The organism is Variovorax frigidus (genome assembly GCF_051216515.1).
Taxonomy (GTDB): domain Bacteria; phylum Pseudomonadota; class Gammaproteobacteria; order Burkholderiales; family Burkholderiaceae_C; genus Variovorax.
In genome coordinates this window covers 736,118-750,761 of record NZ_JBPJZF010000001.1, presented here as the reverse complement: position 1 = coordinate 750,761, position 14,644 = coordinate 736,118, and the positions used below count along the sequence as shown (strand labels likewise).

Annotated in this window: 12 protein-coding genes; 8 read left to right on the top strand and 4 right to left on the bottom strand. The window is 69.0% G+C overall.

Annotated features, from left to right (window positions below):
* The first annotated feature begins 11 nt into the window (after positions 1 to 11).
* Positions 12 to 905, top strand: a complete 894-nt coding sequence (locus ACSFBC_RS03505) for an alpha/beta fold hydrolase (protein ID WP_435508907.1) — start codon at positions 12 to 14, stop codon at positions 903 to 905.
* 6 nt (positions 906 to 911) lie between these two features.
* Here ACSFBC_RS03505 and ACSFBC_RS03500 read toward each other — a convergent pair whose 3' ends face one another.
* Together ACSFBC_RS03500 and ACSFBC_RS03495 are read right to left on the bottom strand one after the other, a co-directional pair.
* Positions 912 to 2,705 carry an acyclic terpene utilization AtuA family protein gene (locus tag ACSFBC_RS03500; protein ID WP_435508906.1) on the bottom strand — a complete coding sequence of 598 codons (1,794 nt, stop codon included), beginning with the start codon at positions 2,703 to 2,705 and terminating at the stop codon, positions 912 to 914.
* Between the two features lie 4 nt (positions 2,706 to 2,709).
* On the bottom strand, positions 2,710 to 3,702 hold the full coding sequence (locus ACSFBC_RS03495; protein ID WP_435508905.1) for a Bug family tripartite tricarboxylate transporter substrate binding protein: 993 nt from the start codon (positions 3,700 to 3,702) through the stop codon (positions 2,710 to 2,712).
* Between the two features lie 153 nt (positions 3,703 to 3,855).
* On the opposite strand from ACSFBC_RS03495, the gene ACSFBC_RS03490 reads away from it, so the two are divergent.
* From ACSFBC_RS03490 to ACSFBC_RS03475, 4 genes are all read left to right on the top strand, one after another.
* The gene (locus tag ACSFBC_RS03490; RefSeq protein WP_435508904.1) at positions 3,856 to 4,788 is read left to right on the top strand and encodes a LysR family transcriptional regulator; all 933 of its coding nucleotides are present in this window, start codon (positions 3,856 to 3,858) and stop codon (positions 4,786 to 4,788) included.
* Positions 4,789 to 4,833: 45 nt separating this feature from the next.
* Complete coding sequence (locus ACSFBC_RS03485; RefSeq protein WP_435508903.1) at positions 4,834 to 6,138, top strand: sigma-70 family RNA polymerase sigma factor; 1,305 nt, start codon at positions 4,834 to 4,836, stop codon at positions 6,136 to 6,138.
* Between the two features lie 102 nt (positions 6,139 to 6,240).
* On the top strand, positions 6,241 to 8,625 hold the full coding sequence (fhuE, locus tag ACSFBC_RS03480; protein ID WP_435508902.1) for a ferric-rhodotorulic acid/ferric-coprogen receptor FhuE: 2,385 nt from the start codon (positions 6,241 to 6,243) through the stop codon (positions 8,623 to 8,625).
* Positions 8,626 to 8,765: 140 nt separating this feature from the next.
* Positions 8,766 to 9,350 (top strand): sugar O-acetyltransferase, encoded by a 585-nt coding sequence (locus ACSFBC_RS03475; RefSeq protein WP_435508901.1) that lies wholly within the window; start codon positions 8,766 to 8,768, stop codon positions 9,348 to 9,350.
* A gap of 92 nt (positions 9,351 to 9,442) precedes the next feature.
* Here ACSFBC_RS03475 and ACSFBC_RS03470 read toward each other — a convergent pair whose 3' ends face one another.
* Both ACSFBC_RS03470 and ACSFBC_RS03465 read right to left on the bottom strand, forming a co-directional pair.
* Positions 9,443 to 10,396, bottom strand: a complete 954-nt coding sequence (locus tag ACSFBC_RS03470) for an aldo/keto reductase (protein ID WP_435508900.1) — start codon at positions 10,394 to 10,396, stop codon at positions 9,443 to 9,445.
* Between the two features lie 25 nt (positions 10,397 to 10,421).
* Positions 10,422 to 11,789 (bottom strand): NTP/NDP exchange transporter, encoded by a 1,368-nt coding sequence (locus ACSFBC_RS03465; RefSeq protein WP_435508899.1) that lies wholly within the window; start codon positions 11,787 to 11,789, stop codon positions 10,422 to 10,424.
* A gap of 175 nt (positions 11,790 to 11,964) precedes the next feature.
* On the opposite strand from ACSFBC_RS03465, the gene ACSFBC_RS03460 reads away from it, so the two are divergent.
* From ACSFBC_RS03460 to ACSFBC_RS03450, 3 genes are all read left to right on the top strand, one after another.
* The gene (locus ACSFBC_RS03460; protein WP_435508898.1) at positions 11,965 to 12,636 is read left to right on the top strand and encodes an amino acid ABC transporter permease; all 672 of its coding nucleotides are present in this window, start codon (positions 11,965 to 11,967) and stop codon (positions 12,634 to 12,636) included.
* A 259-nt stretch (positions 12,637 to 12,895) separates the two neighbouring features.
* Positions 12,896 to 13,549 (top strand): amino acid ABC transporter permease, encoded by a 654-nt coding sequence (locus ACSFBC_RS03455; RefSeq protein WP_435508897.1) that lies wholly within the window; start codon positions 12,896 to 12,898, stop codon positions 13,547 to 13,549.
* A 167-nt stretch (positions 13,550 to 13,716) separates the two neighbouring features.
* Positions 13,717 to 14,514, top strand: a complete 798-nt coding sequence (locus ACSFBC_RS03450; RefSeq protein WP_435508896.1) for a transporter substrate-binding domain-containing protein — start codon at positions 13,717 to 13,719, stop codon at positions 14,512 to 14,514.
* Positions 14,515 to 14,644: the final 130 nt, after the last annotated feature.

The following is a 14,644-nucleotide window of genomic DNA, read 5'->3' as shown; positions in this document are numbered from 1 at the left end:
AGAATGGGCGGGTGAACGCCTCCCCCTCTTTCCTCACCGCCACCACCGACGCCGACGCGCGCCGCCTGCTCGCGCAGATCGATGCACGCGCCACCCGGCACGATGCCGAGCACCAGGGCGTGCGCGTGCGCTGGCGCCGCTTCGGCCCCAACGCGTCTGCACTGCCGCCGCTGGTGCTGCTGCACGGCGGCCACGGCAGCTGGATGCACTGGCTGCGCAACATCGAGGCACTGTCGGCCGAGCGTGCGCTGTGGCTGCCCGACATGCCGGGCTTCCACGATTCCGGCGTGCCACCCGCACCCGCGGCGGGCGAGGCCGCCATCGACCCGCTGCTGCGCGCGCTGAGCGGCACGCTCGATGCGTTGATCGGCGCGGGCACGGTCATCGACCTCGGCGGCTTCTCCTTCGGCGGCCTGACCGCGGCGCAGTTCGCGGCCCGCCGCGGCGCGGTGCGCCGGATCGCGCTGCTGGGCAGCGGCGGCCACGGCACGCTGCGCCGCATGACGGTCGAGATGGTCAACTGGCGCGCTGCACCCGACCGTGCCGCGGAGATCGCCGCGCTGCATCACAACCTGGGCGCGCTGATGCTGCACGACCCGGCCGCGATCGATGCGCTGGCCTTCGCGATCCACGACATCTCCTGCCACGGCACGCGCTTTCGCAGCAAGGACGTCTCGCTCGCGGGCGGCCTGCAGGCCGCGCTGGCCGCGCACGACGGTCCGCAATTGCTGGTCTGGGGCGCGTACGACGTCACGGCCGATCCACGCCCGCTGGTGGCCGGCCTGGTTGCCCAGCATCCGCGACGCCGCGGTGTGGTGGTCGATGGCGCTGGCCACTGGGTGCAGTACGAGCGTGCCGAAGAAACGAACCGGCTGCTGCGCGACTTCTTCGGCGCGCAGGGCTGACGCGCTTCAGTCCAGCGGGATCGGCATGCCCAGCAGCAGCTGCGCCATGCCCTTGCCCATCGGGTCGGGCCGCAGCGACGTCGGGCCACCGCCGTCGAGCGCCTCGGTCATGAAGAAGTTGAAGGCGCCGAGCCCCGGCACTTCGTAGCGCGTGACCTCGCCGTGCACCAGGTGCGCGAGGTAGGCGCGCACGCGCTCGGGCGTGAGCACGCGGCGGAGCAGCGTCAGGTCTTGGGGGCGCCGCGCGATCACCGCGATGTTCGAGGTGTCGCCCTTGTCGCCCGAGCGGCCGTAGGCCAGCGAGATCAGCGGGACCTGGCGCATCGACGCGGCCGTCGCCATCGGTTGTGCGCTGCCCGGCCCGGCGCTCGGTGCGGCTGCGCTCGGCCGTACCGGCTCGCCGCCGCAGGGAATCGCCACGCGCTCTTCGTGCTGGCCCATCACGACGCGCGGTGCGGGCAGGCGGTCTTTGGCCACGAGGCAGGAATACAGCCGATAGCGCGGCTCGACCGCGGCGCGCCCGTTGAGCGTGAGCGCGCTGCCGCTGGTGGTGCCGGGCGCGAAGGACACGCCCGGTGCACGCGCCTCGCGCGAAAAGAGCTCCAGCGCCTCCTTGCTCGCATGCGTGACCGCGACACGCGCGATCGCCTCGCGCAGCACGCTGAGTGCGGCGTGCGGGCCGTAGCTGTCCTCGGCGCCCAGCACCGTGACGGCGCTGCGCTCGACGTCGTCCATTCCCCTCTCGCGCAGCAGCCTGCGCACGCGGCCCAGCAGCGCATCGCCGGTGCGGCGCGCCTTCGCCACCGCGTCGGCGCCGAACACGGAGACCTGCGCGGTGCAGCGCCAGCCTTGTTGGTAAGTCGCGGCGAGCTTGTAGGTCGGCGGCGGCGCCATGCCGCGTGCGCCCGTCACGCGCACGCGGTCGGGGCCGGCAGCCACGGCCGTGACCTGGGTGAAGTCGCAGACCACGTCGGGCAGCACATAGCGCGCCGGGTCGCCGACCTCGTAGAGGATCTGCTCGCTGACCGTGGCCGGGGTCACGCAGCCGCCCGTGCCGTCGGGCTTGCAGACGACGAAGCCGCCCTCGGCATCGCATTCGACGTATGGATAGCCGATGTTTTCCCAGTCGGGCACCTCGGCCCAGTCGGTGAAGATGCCGCCGGTGGCCTGGGCGCCGCATTCGAGGATGTGGCCGGCCAGCGAACCGGCTGCGAGCCGGTCGTAGGCCTCGGCGGCCCAGCCGAACTCGTGGATCAGCACGCCCAGCGTGGTGGCGCTGTCGACGATGCGCCCGGTGACCACGATGTCCGCACCGAGCGCCAGTGCGCGTGCGATCGGCAATGCGCCCAGGTAGACGTTGGCGCTGTCGATGGCCTCCGGCATCGCGTCGCCGGTGTAGAAGTCGGGCGTGTGCTCGGCCGCCAGCGCGGGCAGCAGGTCGAGGCTGTCGTCGCCCTCGATGAAGGCGACGCGCGGCGCGCAGCCCATTTCCTTCGCGAATGCTTCGATGGCCGCCGCGCAGCCGCGCGGGTTCAGGCCGCCCGCATTGGCCACCAGCCGGATGCCGCGTTCGAGGCAGCGCGGCAGGATCTCGCGCAGCGTCACCTCGACGAAGTCGCTCGCGTAGCCCAGCGCGGAATTCGTCTTGCGCGCCTGGGCGAAGCTCGACAGCGTCATCTCGGCCAGGTAGTCGAACACCAGGTACTGCATGCCGTCGACATCGACGAGCTGGCGCGGGCCGATCAGGCTGTCGCCGATGAAGGCGCAGGCGCCGCCGATCTTCACGGTCTTCTTGCTCATCGGGTCAGTCCAGCGAAATGTGGAGTTGCCGGATCACGTCGCCATTGACCTTGGCCTCCTGCGCGATGAAGCGCGCGAACTCCGCGGGCGTGCTGCCCACGGGCTCGGTACTGATGGCCGCGAGGCGGGTGCGCAGTTCGGCACCCTTCATCACGGTGGCGATCTCACCGGCCAGCCGCTGCACGATGGCCGGTGGCGTGCGTGCCGGCGCCATCACGCCGGCCCAGGCGTAGGTCACGAGCTCGGGATGGCCCAGCTCTTTGAGGTTCGGCACCTCGGGCAGCAGCGGCGAGCGCTCCTGCCCGGTCACGGCCAGCGCCGTGAGCTTGCCCGGCCGGATGTGCGGGCCCATGGCCGAGATCGCGTCGAACATGAAGCCCACGCGGCCGCTGACCAGGTCGGTGGTCGCATCGGCCGTGCCCTTGTAGGGCACGTGCATCGCGCCCTTCATGCCGGTGGTGCGCGCGAAGCGCTCGCCCAGCAGGTGCGCGGCCGAGCCCACGCCGCTGCTGGCGAAGCTCTGCGGCGCGTTGGCGTCGCCGCCCGAGCGCACGAGGTCGTCCAGCGTGCGCAGGCCCGGGCGCGCCGTGACCAGCACCAGCGAGGTCCGCGTGAGCTGCGCGATGGGCGCGAGGTCGGTGGGCTTGTAGGGCAGGCTGCGGTAGAGCGCCTCGTTGTTGGCATAGGCGCCGATCACCACCAGCAGGGTGTAGCCGTCGGGCGCGGCCTTGGCCACGATGTCGGTGCCCAGGATGCTGTTGGCACCGGGCTTGTTGTCGATCACCACCGGCTGGCCCAGCCGGCCCGCGACCTCCTTCATGACCTCGCGCGCAATGATGTCGGTGTTGCCGCCGGCCGGGTAGGGCACGACGACGCGGATCGGGCGGCCGGGATAGGCCTCCTGTGCGCTGGCGAGACCGATTCCGAAGGTGGCCAGGACGGCGAGGGCGGCAAGACGCAGCGCGTCCTGTGCCCGATGGGCGGATGTCTTCTGCATGTCTGTTGTCTCCGTTGGCCAGCGTCTGGGGCGCCGGGACAAGGCCCGCCGCGTCGCGCTGTGCGGCCCATTATGGAAATCGACCGCCTGTGCGACCAGACCTATCATGGGGTTTTGCGATAACGATCTGGAATCGGTCGTCGACTCTCCGCCATGCAGCTCAAGGACCTTCAATCGTTCAGGATCGCGGCCGAACTGGGCAACCTGCACAGCGCGGCCGACGTGCTGGGCGTGACGCAGCCGGCGCTGTCCAAGGCCATCCAGCGGCTCGAGACTTCGCTGGGCGTGCGGCTGTTCGAGCGCACGCCACGCGGCGTGGCGCTGACCGCCATCGGCCAGGCGCTGTACGCGCGCAACCTGCGGCTGGGCCAGATGGTCGACGACATGCGCCAGGAGGTGCAGGACCTCAAGACCGGCCAATCGGGCGAACTGCGCATCGGCACCGTGCCGGCCGTGGTCGAGTCGGTCGTGACGCCGGTGCTGGCCTCGTTCCTGAGCGCATCGCGCGACGTGCGCTTTCAGGCCCATGTGCAGCTCAGCGGCGTGCTGATGCACCAGCTCGAAACCGGGCTGCTCGACTTCGCGATCGCGGCGGTGCAGGCCGAGACGCCGGCTGCGCTGTCCTGCGTGGTGCTGGGCGAGCAGCAGTCCTTCGTGGTCGCGCGCAAGGGCCATCCGCTGCACCGGCGACCCTTCACGCTGCAGGACATGGCGGGGCAGGCCTGGGCGCTGCCGCCGTCGAACATCGCGCTGCGCACCTGGGTCGAATCGATGTTCGCCGAGGCGGGCATCGAGATGCCGGCGGCCTTCCTGCAGACCGATGCCTCGCCCGCGGTGTTCGCGCCTCTGGTGCGCAGCAGCAACCTGCTGACCGTGATGACCGCGGATTCGCTGGGCGCGAGTACCGGCGCAGGCCTCGCTGCATTGCCCGCGCCGGCGCCGGTATGGGCCTTGCAGATCGGCCTGTTCTGGCGCCGCAATGCCTACTTCTCGGCGCTGATGAAGGACTTTCGCGACCAGGTGGTCGAGGTGTTCAGTGCGCGCGACGCGCTGTTGGATCGGCGGCCGGCGCGGGCAGGGCGCTGAGCCCGTTTCCCCGGATCGAATCTCTTTCTATTGAGAATCATTCTCATGACCGGCTATGATCCCGGCCTCATGAATCCATCCACGCCGTCGAACGGCGCTCTTCTCGCCGTCTTCGAGCAGCACTACGCCGAGCTGGTGCGCTACATCGCGCGCCGCACAGGCAGCGTGGAAGACGCGCGCGGCCTGGCGCACGACACCTGGCTGCGCATCGCCGAGCGCGCGCCCGACAAGGAGGCCGCGCTGGCCGATCCGCGGGCCTACCTGTTCACCATTTCGCACAACGTGGCGATGAACCACCTGCGGCGCGGCAATTGGCTGCAGGGCTACCTGGCCGAGTGCGGGCAGATCGACGGCGCCGCGCCGGCCCAGGCGCCCGACGTGGCCGAGAGCGCGATGTACCGCCAGGCGGTGGCCAGCGTCGAGACCGCGCTGGCCAGCCTCCCGGCGCGGGTGCGCGACGCCTACCTCGCGCACGGCCTGCACGGCGAGAAGCAGGTCGACATCGCGGATCGCCTCGGCCTGTCGATCGACACCGTCAAGCGCGACATCGCGCAAGCCACGCGCTGCATCGAGCAGGCTTTGCACCAGTGGCGGCACACGGCGGACAAGGACAAGGCCACCACGACGCGCACCGGGCGCCGCAAGTCGCTGGCCGCGTTGCTGGGCGTCTTCGCCGTGGGCGTGAGCGGCACGGCCGTGTGGCAGCACGTGCAGCGCGAGGCCTTGAGATTCCAGAGCACGCTGGCCACGCTGCGTGGCCGCATGCTGCAGCGCAACCTGCCCGACGGCTCGGAAGTCACGCTCGATGCGCAGAGCCGCCTCGACGTGGACTACACGGCCGAACGTCGCCTCACGCGGCTGAAAGAAGGCGCGGCCTTTTTCGCGGTCCAACGCGATGTGGCGCGTCCCTTCATCGTGCAGGCGCTCGGCGTGGAGGTCACGGTCCTCGGCACGCGCTTCGGCGTCGAGATCGACGGTGGCCGGGGTGTGATCGTGCAGGTCGAGTCGGGCAGGGTGCGTGTCGATGCCAGCGGGCAAAGCGCCGAACTCGGCGCCGGCCAGAGCCTGCGGATATCCGGCGCAGGGCGTGCGCTGACGAGCGTCGCCAACCCCGCCGCCTGGCGCAACGGCGAACTCGAATTCGACGCCGTGCCGCTGGCCGATGCCCTGGCCCGCGTGGCGCGCTATTCGCCCGCGGCGCTGCGCGTCACGCCCGCGGCCGCACGCCTGCCGATCAGCGGCAAGGTGCGCGTGGCCGACGCACACGGCTGGCTGGCCTCGCTGCCGAGCGTGCTGCCCGTGCGCGTCGATCGGCAGGCCGACGGCAGCATCGAGATCGCGCACCGCTGACCGCGCGATAGCGCGTCTCGCAAAACAAAAAGTCTGCCCCGTTTTTTCCGCTCGTGGGTCTTACAGGTTGTGAACCCGAAACAACCAACCAAGGTCCCCGTCATGCAGAAGAAACTCCAGGCACGCCGCACCGGATTGGCACGCGCCGTTGCCGCCCTCGGCTTTGCGCTGTCGCTCCAGTCCGCCCTGGCGCAGAACGTCGTGTTCGACATTCCCGCCCAGCCGCTGGCGAGCGCACTCAAGGCGCTGGCCGACCAGTCCGGCCTGCAACTCGCGTTCTCGCCCGCGCAGGTGCAGGGCAAGCAGGCGCGCGGCCTCCAGGGCACGCGCGATCCGCGCAGCGCGTTGAATGAACTGCTGCAGGGCTCGGGCCTGCAGGGGCGGGTGGAAGGCACGACGTTGACGGTCCAGCCCGTCGCCACGGGCGCGGCGGATGCGACCTTGCCGTCGGTCACGGTGAGCGCGCAGGCCGATCGCAGCGGCACCACCGAAGGCACGGGCTCGTACACCACGCGCGCGACCGCGGCCGCGACCGGCCTCGCGCTGTCGCTGAAGGACACGCCGCAGTCGATCAGCATCGTGACGCAGCAGCGCATCGAAGACCAGCGCCTGCAGAGCCTGACCGATGTGCTCGCCAACACCACGGGCATCTCGGCCAGCATCAACGACGGCAACCGCATGACGTACTACGCGCGCGGCTTTTCGATCACCAACTTCCAGTACGACGGCATCCCCACGGCCGGCACCTCGAACTGGTATGCGGGCGAGTCCGAACTCGATGCCGCGCTCTACGACCGCGTGGAAGTCGTGCGCGGCGCCACCGGCCTGCTGACGGGCGCGGGCAACCCCGCGGCCTCGATCAACCTGGTGCGCAAGCACGCCGACAGCAAGGTGTTGGCGGGCGAGGTGTCGCTGGGCGCGGGCTCGTGGAGCAACTACCGCGGCTCGGTCGACCTGAGCACGCCGATCACGGCCGACGGCCGGGTACGGGGCCGCATCGTGGCCGCCTACCAGGACAGCGATTCGTACGTGAAGCTCAACAATGTGAAGAAGAAGGTCTTCTACGGTGTGGTGGATGCGGACCTCACGCCCTCGACCAAGCTGAGCATCGGTGCCGACTACCAGGACAACGACCCCAAGGGCACGCCGTGGGGCGGCTTTCCGCTGTGGTTCGGCGACGGCACCCGCACGAACTGGGACCGCTCCGCGACGCCGGCGGCCAACTGGTCGTACTGGGCCACGCAGACCGAAACGGCCTTCGCCACGCTCGAACACCGCTTCGACAACGACTGGAAGGCCCACGTGGGCCTGACCCACAGCAAGCAGTCGCTCGACACCAAGCTGCTGTTCCTCACGGGCTGGCCCGACCGGACCAGCGGCCTGGGCATGAAGGCGATCGGCAGCATCTACAAGGGCTACCGCGAGCAGGACACGCTCAACGCGCAGTTCAGCGGCCCGATCGAACTGCTGGGCCGCAAGCACGAGCTGACCTTCGGCCTGATCAACAGCGAGCAGAAGTACCGCTACGACTACCGCCAGGCGCAGAACCTCGCGCCCGTGGTGTTCGACGAAAGCTGGAACGGCGCTTACCCGGAGCCCGACTGGAGCGCCAGCCGGACGCTGGACGAGGGCAAGGTCACGCAGCGCGGCTTCTACGGCGCGGCGCGCTTTTCGCTCGGCGAGCGCACGAACCTGATCGTCGGCGGCCGCTACAGCACCTGGCGCGACCGCAACGTGGACACTCTGCGCGAGGACAAGAAGTTCATTCCCTATGCGGGCCTGACCTTCGACATCACGAAGCGCACCACCGCGTATGCGAGCTACACCGGCATCTTCAACCCACAGGATGCGCGCGACCGCAACGGCCGCTACCTCGACCCGATCGTGGGCAAGAACTTCGAGCTCGGACTGAAGAACAGTTTCCACGACGGCCGCCTCAACACCTCGGTCGCGCTGTTCAGGATCCAGCAGGAGAACCTCGCGCAGGCCGACGGCGACTTCATGATTCCCGGCGGCCTCGACCAGGCCTACTACGGTGCCAAGGGCGTGCGCAGCACGGGCGTCGACATCGACGTCTCGGGCGAGCTGCTGCCGGGCTGGAACCTGTCGGGCGGCTTCACGCACTACACGGCCAAGGACGCCCTCGACGTGACGGTCAACACCAACCAGCCGCGCACCTTGCTGCGGCTGTTCACGAGCTATCGCCTGGGCGGCAACTGGAACCGGCTCACGCTGGGCGGTGGCGTCAATTGGCAGAGCAGCAACTACACGATCGCGAGCGGTCCCAACGGCCGGGAACGTGTCGAGCAGGAGGCCTATGCGCTGGTCAGCCTGATGGCGCGCTACCAGTTCGATCCGCGCCTGTCGCTGCAGGTCAACGTGAACAACGTCTTCGACAAGGCCTATTACAGCCAGCTCGGCTATTACAGCCACGGTGCCTGGGGCGCGCCGCGCGGCGTGCTCGCCACGCTCAACTACAAGTTCTGAGAACGTGCGAATGAACCTGCTCGCGACGGTTCCTTCACACGTTCCAGCGGTCTGTAGCTGGGCGGCCATGCTTGCGGCCCGTTCGACATTGGCCGCCTTGTCCGACAGCACGGCAGGCGAGGGCTGGCCACAATGAGGCCATGACCCTCGACACCCGCACCCAGAAGCAGAAGATGCTCGCCGGCGATCTCTACGACGCCGGCGACCCCGAAATCCAGGCCGACCTCGCGGCCACGCGCGAATGGCTCGTGCGCTACAACGCCTCGCTGGGCGGCACCAGCGCCGAGCGGCATCGGCTGCTGGTCGAGCGCTTCGCATCGGTCGGCAAGGGCGCGGGCATCCGGCCGCCTTTCCATTGCGACTACGGCTTCAACATCACGGTCGGCGAGGGCGTGTTCCTCAACTTCAATTGCGTGATCCTCGATGTGGTCGAAGTCACGATCGACGACAAGACGCAGATCGGTCCTGGCGTGCAGATCCTCACGGCCGACCATCCGCGTTCGCCGCAGGAGCGGGCCTCGGGGCTCGAGTTCGGCCGACCGATCCACATCGGTCGCAACGTCTGGATCGGCGGCGGCGCGATCATCCTGCCTGGCGTGACCGTGGGCGACGATGCGCTGATCGGCGCGGGCAGCGTGGTCACGCGCGACGTGCCGGCCGGTGCCACCGTGGTGGGCAACCCGGCGCGCGTGCGCACACCGTCGCCCGATCGAAGCCAGGCCTGAGTCGCGACCGATTCGATGTGCCACGCGGCAAGGTCGGGAAGGCCCGTCATGGCTGGCCTCCGCGACCCCGGAGATCGTGTGAACAGGCCCTGCTAGCCAATCACCGACGCCGCATGCCGCCGCCAGAACGCTGCATCCGGCACATCGCCGAAGCCCGCCTTCGCGTTGTCGGTCATGTGCTCGGGCCGGCTGGTGCCCGGGATCACGCAGGTCACGGCCGGGTGGCTCAGCGTGAACTTGAGCAGCACCTGCGCCCAGCTCGTGGCGCCGATCTCGGCGGCCCATGCGGGCAGCGGCTTGTCGCGCAGGCCGCGCAGCAATCCACCGCCGCCGAAAGGCTGGTTCACGATCACGGCCGCGCCGCGCTCGGCCGCGAGCGGCAGCAGGCGCTGCTCGACCGCGCGGTCGTCGATCGAATAGTTGATCTGCAGGAAGTCGAGCTTCTCGGCGCGCAGCACCGCCTCGACATCGCCGAAGGCCGAGGCCGTGTAGTGCGTGATGCCGATGTAGCGGATGCGGCCCTGGGCCTTCCACTCGCGCAGCGTCGCGAGCTGGGTGCGCCAGTCGACGAGGTTGTGCACCTGCATCAGGTCGATGCGCTCGGCCTTGAGATGGGCGAAGGATTGCGTCATCTGCGCGATGCCGGCCTCGCGCCCGCGCGTCCAGACCTTGGTCGCGAGGAAGGCCTTGGCACGGTCCTTGGAAGCGCTCAGCAGTTCGCCCGTGGTCTGCTCCGCGCGGCCGTACATCGGCGAGCTGTCGAGCACCGTGCCGCCCGCGTCGAACAGTGCCTGCAGCACACCCGGCAGGCGCTGGTACTCGGCACTGCCGGGTGCGTGGCCGAAGCCGACCCAGGTGCCGCAGCCGATCACGGGCAGGGCTTCCTTCGTGGAAGGGATGGGGCGGGTGTTCATGGTGGTTTTCTGCTGCGCGGCGGCGCCGAAGGGCAGGCCGGCGGTGGCGACGCCGGTCGACAGGCCGACGGCCATGCGCAGCACCTGGGCGCGCGTGAGTCCGGCGGGGTGGGCGTGTGGCAACGGTGGCATGGCGACTCCTGAGAAGGAAGGGGTGTCAATCGGCAGCGTGTCCTGCGGTGGATGCCCCGGGCGCGGTCGAGTTCCCCGAGGATGCGTACAAGCGCCGCTCCTGCTGCCGCGCGAGCCACAGCGACAGCACGGCCCATGCGGCCGCCAGCGGAATCGCCAGCGCCGCCAGTCCCGCGAAGCCCACGCCCAGGGCGCCGAGGCCGGCCGAGATCCAGCCGCTGACCGCGTCGCCACCGCGGTAGACCACGGTCTCGATCGCGTTCTTGGCCTTGTACTTGGCCTCGCGGCCGACCACGGTGAACAGCACCTCGCGCGCGGGCCGCGCGATGGCGTAGTCGAAGGCACGTCGCAGCGCCTGTGCGCCGGCCAGCACGAGCACCGTGGGCGAGAGCGCCACCGCCGCGAAGGCCAGCGCCGAGGCGATCGGCAGCAGCACCAGCGCCGTGCCCACGCCGAAGCGCTTTATGAGCCGCCCGGTGACGAAGAGCTGCAGCAGCAACGTGAGTGTCGACACGCCCAAGTCGACCAGCGCGAAGAAGCGCGTGCGCGAGGCGGTGTCGGCGAAGGCGCCGGCCACGATGCGGCCCTGCTCGAAGTAGAGGAAGGTCGAGGCCGCGGTGTGCAGCAGCAGGTAGCCGCACAGGCCCAGCAGGTAGGGTGAGCGCGCGATCAGCGCCAGGCCGGCCAGCACGCTGCCGCCGATGGCGCGGTCGTCGCCGGTCGCAGTGGCGGCGCCTGCCGCGCGGTCGTGCGCGGGTGCCTCGCCGTCGCGCGGGTACAGCCGATGGAAGCACTGCAGCGCGGCCTCGAGCAGCAGTGCCGCGCCCAGCGTGAGCGCGACCGGCCCGAGCGTCGTGACCAGCGAAGCGGCCAGCGCCGGTCCGACGAAGGTGCCGGCCGTGCCGCCGGCCGCGATGAAGCCGAACAGCCGCCGGCCCTGTGCATTGCTGAAACAGTCGGCCAGCACGCTCCAGAAGATGCTGATCACGAACAGGTTGAAGACGCTGATCCAGACGAAGAACACGCGGCCCACCCAGGCGCTGTGCACGCCGCTCGCGATCAGCACGCAGAAGACCAGGATGCTCACGGTGAAGAAGCGGTAGGCCAGCGGCACGAAGCGCCGTGGCGGCAGCCGCGTGACCAGCAGGCCGAACAGGGGCACCAGCGCGAGCATCGCGACGAAGGTGGCACTGAACAGCCATTGCAGTTCGTCCGCGCCGCCGGCCAGACCCAGCGCGTCGCGCAGCGGTCGCAGCAGGTAGTAGCCGCCCAGCAGGCAGAAGAACCAGCCGAAGCCCAGCAGCGTTGCGCGCACCTCGTCCGGTCGCACGTCCACGGCATGGTGCAGCCAGCGGTGCAGCAGGGCAGGGGGCGTGGGTGAGGGCGAGACCACGCAGCAAGTTTGCCCAAGAAGCGGCCCGTTGCCGTCCGATGCCCCTGCAATGGCCTTGGCTCTCGGCCTGATCCACGCAACTTGCATACAAGGGTAAACCCCGATGTTTCGTCTGAAACCGGTTTCATACACTGGCCAGCCCACGCATCGCTTGCCTGTCCGCAGGATTTGCCCAGTGAATTACCAATTCCAGTTCGACGCGGTCTTTGCCGCCTGGCCACTGCTCCTCAAGGGCACATGGATCACCGTCCAGCTCTCGTTGGTGGCGACCGTGCTCGGCCTCGTCGTCGCCATCTTCTGCGCCTGGGGCAAGACCTCGGGCCCCGGTTGGTTGCGCTTCATCGTCAATGCCTACATCGAGGTGATCCGCAACACGCCCTTCCTCGTGCAGCTGTTCTTCTTCTTTTTCGCGCTGCCGGCCATCGGCCTGCGCTGGTCGCCCTACACGGCCGCGCTGACCGCGATGGTGGTGAACCTCGGCGCCTATGCCACCGAGATCATCCGCGCGGGCATCGAGTCGATTCCCAGGGGCCAGATCGAGGCGGGCCGCGCGCTCAATCTCAAGCCCTGGGAGATCTTCCGCTTCGTGATCATCAAGCCCGCGCTCAAGGCCATCTACCCGGCGCTCACCAGCCAGTTCATCCTGCTGATGCTGAGCTCGGCCGTGGTGTCGGTGATCTCGGCCGACGACCTGACCTCTGTCGCGGCCAACCTGCAGTCGCAGACCTTCCGCAGCTTCGAGATCTACATCGTGGTGGCAGGCATCTACCTGTTGCTGGCGCTGGCCTTCTCGGGCCTCTTCAAGCTGATCTATCAGCGGACCCTCAACTATCCGGATCGTCGATAGCAATGGCTCGCCCCCAGTCTTCGCGCACTTCGTGTCGCTTCGCCAACCCCCTACCGGGGGCAACACCAGCGGCCCGGCAAAGCCGGTTCCGCGGTGTCACTGGTCTCGCCCCCAGTCTTCGCGCACTTCGTGTCGCTTCGCCAACCCCCTCCGGGGGCAACACCAGCGGCCCGGCAAGCCGGTTCCGCGGTGTTTCCCGACCAAGCCGGCGTCGACTTGACCTCCTGATTGTTCGTTCGCTGACAGACTGAGACTCGACATGCGTACCTTCGGCTTTCCCGAATTCCTCTTCATCCTCCAGGCCGTCCAGTGGACGCTGGCGCTGTCGCTGATCGCCTTCGTCGGCGGCGCGGTGCTGGGCCTGGTGATCGCGCTGGCGCGCACCTCCGAGAGCCGTGCGGCCCGCGGCATCGCCGTCACCTTCATCCAGATCTTCCAGGGCACGCCGCTGCTGCTGCAGCTGTTCCTGATCTTCTTCGGCGCACCGGTGCTGGGGCTGGACATCAACCCGTGGGTCGCCGCGGGTGCCGCGCTGATCCTCAACAGCGCCGCCTTCCTGGGCGAGATCTGGCGCGGTTGCATCGAAGCCGTGCCGCGCGGCCAGATCGAGGCCGCCCAGGCGCTCAACCTGCGCTACGTCGCTCGCATGCGCGACGTGGTGCTGCCGCAGGCCTTCAAGATCGCGCTCGCGCCGACCGTCGGCTACGTGGTGCAGATCATCAAGGGCACCTCGCTGGCGGCCATCATCGGCTTCACCGAGGTCACGCGCGCCGGCCAGATCATCAACAACGCGACCTTCCAGCCGCTGGAGGTGTTCGCCACCGTGGCCGCGATCTACTTCGCGATCTGCTGGCCGCTGTCGCTGCTGGCCTCGCGCATGGAGCGCCGCCGCGCCCAGGCGCTGGCAAGATGAACACACCCCCCGTCTTCGCGCACTTCGTGTCGCTTTCGCCAACCCCCTCGCCGGGGGCAACACCAGCGGCCCGGCAAAGCCGGTTCCGCGGTGTTCCACGAATCGATCGTCCATCACGCTGATTCTTTTCTCGTCGCTTCCTTTCATTCATTCAGGAGACACATCCCATGACCGTTACCACCACCCGCCGCGCTGCCATCGCCGCTCTCGGCCTGGGCGCCGCGCTCACCGTGTTCGCACCCTTCGCCACCGCGCAGTCGATCGCCGACATCAAGAAGAAGGGTGAAGTCACCATCGGCATGCTGGTCGACTTCCCGCCCTACGGCACGACCAACGCGCAGAACCAGCCCGACGGCTACGACGCCGACGTGGCCAAGCTGCTGGCCAAGGAGTGGGGCGTCAAGGCCAACATCGTGCCGGTCACCGGCCCGAACCGCATTCCCTTCCTGCTGACCAACAAGGTCGACCTGCTGGTCGCTTCGCTGGCCGTGACGCCCGAGCGTTCGAAGCAGGTGCAGTTCTCCACGCCCTACGCGGCCGCGACCATCGTGCTGTACGGCAAGAAGGACGCCAACATCAAGGGCGCATCCGACCTCAAGGGCCAGCGCATCGGCGTCGCCCGCGCGTCCACGCAAGACGTGGCCGTGACCAAGGCCGCACCGGAAGGCACGGAGATCCGCCGCTTCGACGACGACGCCTCGGCCATGCAGGCCCTGATGTCGGGCCAGGTCGATGCCATCGGCTGCTCGGTCACCGTCGCGGCGCAGATCGCCAAGCGCGTGCCGGCCAACACCTTCGAGAACAAGTTCACGCTGGTGCAGCAAGCCATGGGCATCGCGATGCGTCCGGGCCAGGAAGAACTGCTGAAGAGCGTGAACGGTTTCGTCGAGAAGAACACGGCCAACGGCGAACTCAACAAGCTGTATCAGAAGTGGCTGGGCGCCGATCTGCCGAAATTGAACTGACCCCCGAGTCTTCGCGCACTTCGTGTCGCGTGCGCCTTCCCCCTTCCAGGGGGCGACACCATCGGCCCGGCAAAGCCGGTTCCGCGGTGTCTCACGCAAGACCAGTGTGCGCGTTCGATGAAGAAACTTT